General features: G+C 32.9%; 6 protein-coding genes and 1 pseudogene. 3 read left to right on the plus strand and 4 right to left on the minus strand.

Annotated features, from left to right (window positions below; all coding sequences use genetic code 11):
• The first annotated feature begins 178 nt into the window (after window positions 1-178).
• Complete coding sequence (locus tag BU038_RS11795; RefSeq protein ID WP_107606182.1) at window positions 179-553, plus strand: transcriptional regulator, SarA/Rot family; 375 nt, start codon at window positions 179-181, stop codon at window positions 551-553.
• A gap of 250 nt (window positions 554-803) precedes the next feature.
• A complete protein-coding gene (locus BU038_RS11800) occupies window positions 804-1,664 on the plus strand; it encodes a hypothetical protein (protein WP_107606183.1) in 861 nt (286 codons plus the stop codon).
• Window positions 1,665-1,705: 41 nt separating this feature from the next.
• Here the strand turns inward: BU038_RS11800 and BU038_RS12700 are convergent.
• The 3 genes and pseudogenes from BU038_RS12700 to nucI form a co-directional block, all read right to left on the minus strand.
• Window positions 1,706-1,804: pseudogene (locus BU038_RS12700) on the minus strand (thermonuclease NucI); the annotation flags it as partial.
• Window positions 1,805-1,844: 40 nt separating this feature from the next.
• Window positions 1,845-2,420 carry an LPXTG cell wall anchor domain-containing protein gene (locus BU038_RS11810; protein ID WP_107606184.1) on the minus strand — a complete coding sequence of 192 codons (576 nt, stop codon included), beginning with the start codon at window positions 2,418-2,420 and terminating at the stop codon, window positions 1,845-1,847.
• A gap of 440 nt (window positions 2,421-2,860) precedes the next feature.
• A complete protein-coding gene (gene nucI / locus BU038_RS11815) occupies window positions 2,861-3,394 on the minus strand; it encodes a thermonuclease NucI (protein ID WP_107606185.1) in 534 nt (177 codons plus the stop codon).
• A 128-nt stretch (window positions 3,395-3,522) separates the two neighbouring features.
• Between nucI and BU038_RS11820 the strand changes: the two genes are divergently transcribed.
• Window positions 3,523-3,717, plus strand: a complete 195-nt coding sequence (locus BU038_RS11820) for a hypothetical protein (RefSeq protein ID WP_107606186.1) — start codon at window positions 3,523-3,525, stop codon at window positions 3,715-3,717.
• 54 nt (window positions 3,718-3,771) lie between these two features.
• Here the strand turns inward: BU038_RS11820 and cls are convergent.
• A partial coding sequence (cls, locus tag BU038_RS11825) for a cardiolipin synthase (RefSeq protein WP_107606187.1) occupies window positions 3,772-5,002 on the minus strand: 1,231 nt, incomplete at its 5' end.

Raw genomic sequence — 5,002 nt, forward strand, 5'->3', positions numbered from 1 at the left:
TTGTTATACCAAGTAACCCTATTGGATTTATAAACTTTATTTTCATTCGTTAATTGAATTTTTAAAAATAGATACAATAATTTAAGTTAAAACTAAAGAATATCTCTTTTCAAAGTATAACTTTTTTATTATAATAATGTAGACGCAAGATATTATAAATACAACACGAGGTGAAATCATGTATTCTGAAAAAACACAGTCTACAGAATCGATTTTTTACTATGAATTGCATCGAAAAGAATTAATTAACGCTTTGAAGAAGGAGTATAACTTACGTTTTAACGATTTATTATTTTTAAAGCACATTTTAGATCGTCAAAAGAAACTTATTCCTCTTCTTGAAGTTAAACACGGTATGAATTTCAGTTTAATGGAAATTCATAAATCGTTCAGCACATTAACGGAAATGAAAATCATCGGCAAGCAACGCTGCATCGATGATGAACGAAAAGTATTCATTACTATTACAAGCGCACAAACGAAAAAAGCATTGAAACTGCTTGAGGAATTTGACGCTTTACAAAAATCTATCTTACAAGATACAAAAGCGTAATAGTTTTTAAGATATTTCATTGATTCCCAAGCTGAGTTGAAACCAAACACTTAAAATTGAATTTGATTATTAAAGTTCCAGACACAATCACTTAATATTCGTCTGGAACTTTTTTAGTATTCTCATAATATGACATAAATGTTACATTAATCTTTTGTTAAGACTTTATTATTGATTTTTACCACTAAGAGTTAGATTATTAGGGTATGTTTAAATTTAACTACTTTTTATTGAGTAAGGAATGATAGGTATGTATTTAATATTACTTCTAGTTGCTGTTATCGTGATATTGGCCATTGCACTCGTTGTATCACGCAGCTTGATGCAGCACCGACTAGATACAGAGATTTATTCAAAAAATCAACTTGTAAGCAAGGTCAACACCTTACGTACAGAAGTGGCATCATTGAAAAATCAAATCATTAATGATGGTACACAACAACATCATTATGGCGTACGCAAAGCGAAACAGTCTATCGAGAAAGTGATGCAAAACTTGAAAGAAAACGGAGAAATCAAGTTTTATCATATTGTTTCAACAGGTAATGTTGCCGTTAAGCATCCACTCTTCAACTTCTTGCGTACATTTGATTATGTGGTCATCACAGATAAAGGGTTGTTAAATATCGATGTGAAAAACTGGAAAGAAAAAACATTTTATCACTTCAGTGCTGAGCCTGAAAAACCGATTGATACAAATGTTGAAGATATTGATCAAATCATCGGCCATTACATTGCTGATCAATATCAAAGTCAATTCCAGTCTACAAGAGAAGATATTTATACGTTTACAGAAAAAGTCAAAAGCAATAGTGTTACATTTGATTTCTATGATTATGATCCGTATCTTACAGCCTCTGTAAACTCTAAAGAACTAAAAGATGCTTACGAAAAAAACTTCAACCAAAAAATTTCAAGCGTCGGTTTAGTATACTTTAGTGACGGTTCAGTTAATATCATTGATGGTCCGACTGAACGTCAAAAATATGTTGAAACCGCAACTTCTAAACATGACTTAAAAGATGCGATTCGCAACATATTTGCACAGTCTAAACACGAAATCAATGAACAAGATTGCGAAAAAATCCTAGACTATATCAATCAACCTTAATTAGAAACCGGACAAGCAGAAATATGCTTATCCGGTTTTCTTTAACTCCAAATATTTAAACATTTTTGTTTCGCTTCTCTTTCAGCCTCTTTAAGCACATCTCGATACTTGCCATTCGGCACAAAGTACTTTTCACGTGCAGGGTCCAATAACGATATTAATAAAAATAAATGTATTAATTTACGATTGTCTTTTTCTGAAAATTTGCTTGAAAGATAATAATGCACCTGTTGTTGCTAATAATGAGCCGAACAATGCAAACACCACATTGTTATATTCTTCACCAGTATTTGGTAACTGTTGAACCGAGCTTTTTGATTGTTCTGTTTTTTCTTGTTGTGTCGTATTTTCTGGTTGAGTCACTTCTCCTTGTTGTCCTTCAACTTCATGGTGAGTCGCGTTTTCTTCTTGCCCTCCATTTTCTGTATTGCTAGATGCTTTTTGTACTAAATTTCCGTCTGGATCATAAATATCTCCTGTATCTTTATCAACGTATAAAAAAGAAGGTGCTTGATTGGGCACTTCTCCAAAAGCAACTTTGTATGAATTCTCTACAGGATTTTCCCCTTCTTTATCAATTACATACTGTGTTTCACTTTTAGGTTGGTAATTGTTATTGTTTTCCACTAAGTTTTTTACGCTTTCTGACGCTTGACTTTCATCAACACTTGCAGCATTTGCAGTATCACTCTGCACTCCTGCGAATAAGATTGTACTTGCTAAAACAGTTGTTCCAAGAACTCCTAATTTTTTCATAAATATTCCTCCTATTCATTATTTAACTTTATTCTAACAATAAATATATTTGACACAAGAGTATTGTAGTATTTTAATTGAAACATACAATTATTTACAATTAAACCAATTAAGTGACCATAGTATTAGTATGATTGTACATATGAAATAAGTTAGTAAATATGTATTGAAACTTGTATACAACAACTTGGTCATTCAGATATTCAAGTATTTACAATGCGTATAACATGAGTAGGTATTTTATAGAAAACTATAGAGAACACTTTCCTATTGTTGTTACTAAAAAGATGAATTTTTATTTCAATTGAGAATTTTGAATAGCGAATATATAATTCTATAAAACAAAAAGGGAAGAATTCTGTATATACAAAGAAATCTTCTCTAGAAAGTTTCATAATGATAGTTCCAAACTTTAAGATTTACTATTTGGACTGTTATTTTTAACTCCAAATATTTAAATGTTTTTGTTTAGCTTCTCGTTCAGCCTCTTTAAGCACATCTCGGTACTTGCCATTCGGTGCAAAGTACTTTTCACGTGCCAGCCCTTGTTTAACTAATTCTTCGTTAAACATATGGTCCTTATCTAACCAAACATAAGCTAAATAGCGGCCGTATTGATCTTTCGGCTCTTTATCAAATTCCAAATAAACCTTTTGGTTATTCAAATGTTTCTTAGTATAGTTTGAAGCCTCTTTCCCGTACGGTTGTACAGGCGTATTAGGTTTAACTGTTTCTGGAGTATCCATGCCAATCATTCTGACTTTAATTTCACGATTGTCTTTATCTGTTGCGATAAATGTATCACCGTCAATAACACGTTTGACAGTAACCGCTTCTTTATCCCCCATCGATGTCGAAACTTGTTCTCCACCGCTTTGTTTAAAGGGACCTGAATGATTAAAATATTGGAAACCTAAAACAATTACAGCAATCACTGCAATAACAATGATTGACGACATAGATTTACGTTTCAAAAAATTTCACCTGCTTTGATTAAAGTTATCACCGACTCATCATACCTATTTTTTCATAGGTGCGTCAATTCTCTGATGCACAAAAATTTGGTATGATAGAAACAAGGAATTTGATGAGGAGGCGCGCTATGCAAGCCATTAAAGAAAATATCGTAACGATTTTTGCCGTTGCAGTCGCAATTATCGTCGGCTTGATTTTGCAATATGTGTATGAGTTCCCATTACTAGTTACAGCGATTATTGGTATTCTAATGGGAATGCTCGTCGGTTTTATTCTATTTATTATCCAGCAGAATCGAGAAAAACATAATAAAAAGAAATAACTTCGCATAAATAAACTCGGAAATGAGATGGCTCACTTCCGAGTTTTTCTTTTCTTATAAAATTGGTGTAATCAGTTTTGAGAAGCCTTCTTTCATCTTAATCCAGAATGAACGATTCGCATAACGCGCTTTCGTTAACTCTGTTGAAAGTGTGACATCATGTTCAAAGGCTTTACGTAATTCAGTAGCGATTTCTTTGTTATACATAAATGCATTCACTTCGAAGTTTAACTCAAAGCTTCTGAAATCCATATTAGCTGAACCGACACTAGCAACTTCGTCATCAATGACCATTGTTTTAGAATGGATAAATCCATTATTATACGTATAGATTTTCACACCTGAGTCTAATAACTCTGCCGCATGATAATACGTTGCCCAGTAAACAAATGGATGGTCAGGCATATCAGGAATCATTAAGTGAATATCCACACCTGAATTTGCTGCCATTTTTAACGCATTGATATAAGAATTATCTGGAATGAAATAAGGACTCTGCATATAAATTGATTTTTTGGCTGAATTAATCATTTTCGTATAACCGAATTCAATTTCATGCCAATTGTCATCAGGACCACTTGAACAAATCTGTACAGAAGCATTTCCAACATCTTCCTTCACTGGGAAGTATTTCGGTTTATACGGTAAAGTTTGTCGTTTAGATTGAGAGTTCCAATCCAACATAAAGCGTAATTCTAAAGCATCCACTGCAGAACCTCTAATTCTGACATGTGTATCTCTCCAGTAACCGAACTTCTTACTTAAACCTAAATATTCATCTCCTACATTGAAACCGCCGATATATCCGATTTGGCCGTCAATCACGACAATTTTTCTGTGGTTACGGTTATTAATTCTGAAGTTAATCAACGGTAGTTTGCTTGCGAAGAACGCTTCAACTTGACCGCCAAGCTTTCTGAAACGCTTGAATTGGCGTAATGTTAATTTCTTAGAACCAATATCATCATATAGTAATAAGACTTCAACACCCGCTTCTAAACGCTCTTCCAATGCATCGATAATACGGTGTCCTAAACCATCTAATTCAAATACATAATACTCTAAGTGAATAAAAGACTCTGCTTTTTTAATATCCTCGATCATTTGATCGTATAATTTATGACCATCGACAAACACATCAATATCATTACCTTCTGTTAAGAAAGCAGGTTGTCTCGTCAACAGCATATTCACTAAATCATGATGTCTTTGTACAATTTCGTTATCACTTTGAATTTTATCTTCTTGGACTTGGTAACGTTGTTCATTGATAATATCATCAAAC

The organism is Staphylococcus simulans (genome assembly GCF_003043455.1).
Classification (GTDB): domain Bacteria; phylum Bacillota; class Bacilli; order Staphylococcales; family Staphylococcaceae; genus Staphylococcus; species Staphylococcus simulans_A.

What these genes read in the sequence shown, in the direction of transcription:
- BU038_RS11795 (WP_107606182.1), top strand. Translation starts at nt 179, where the DNA reads ATGTATTCTGAAAAAACACAGTCTACAGAATCGATTTTTTACTATGAA.
- BU038_RS11800 (WP_107606183.1), top strand. Translation starts at nt 804, where the DNA reads ATGTATTTAATATTACTTCTAGTTGCTGTTATCGTGATATTGGCCATT.
- BU038_RS11810 (WP_107606184.1), bottom strand. Translation starts at nt 2,420, where the DNA reads ATGAAAAAATTAGGAGTTCTTGGAACAACTGTTTTAGCAAGTACAATC.
- BU038_RS11820 (WP_107606186.1), top strand. Translation starts at nt 3,523, where the DNA reads ATGCAAGCCATTAAAGAAAATATCGTAACGATTTTTGCCGTTGCAGTC.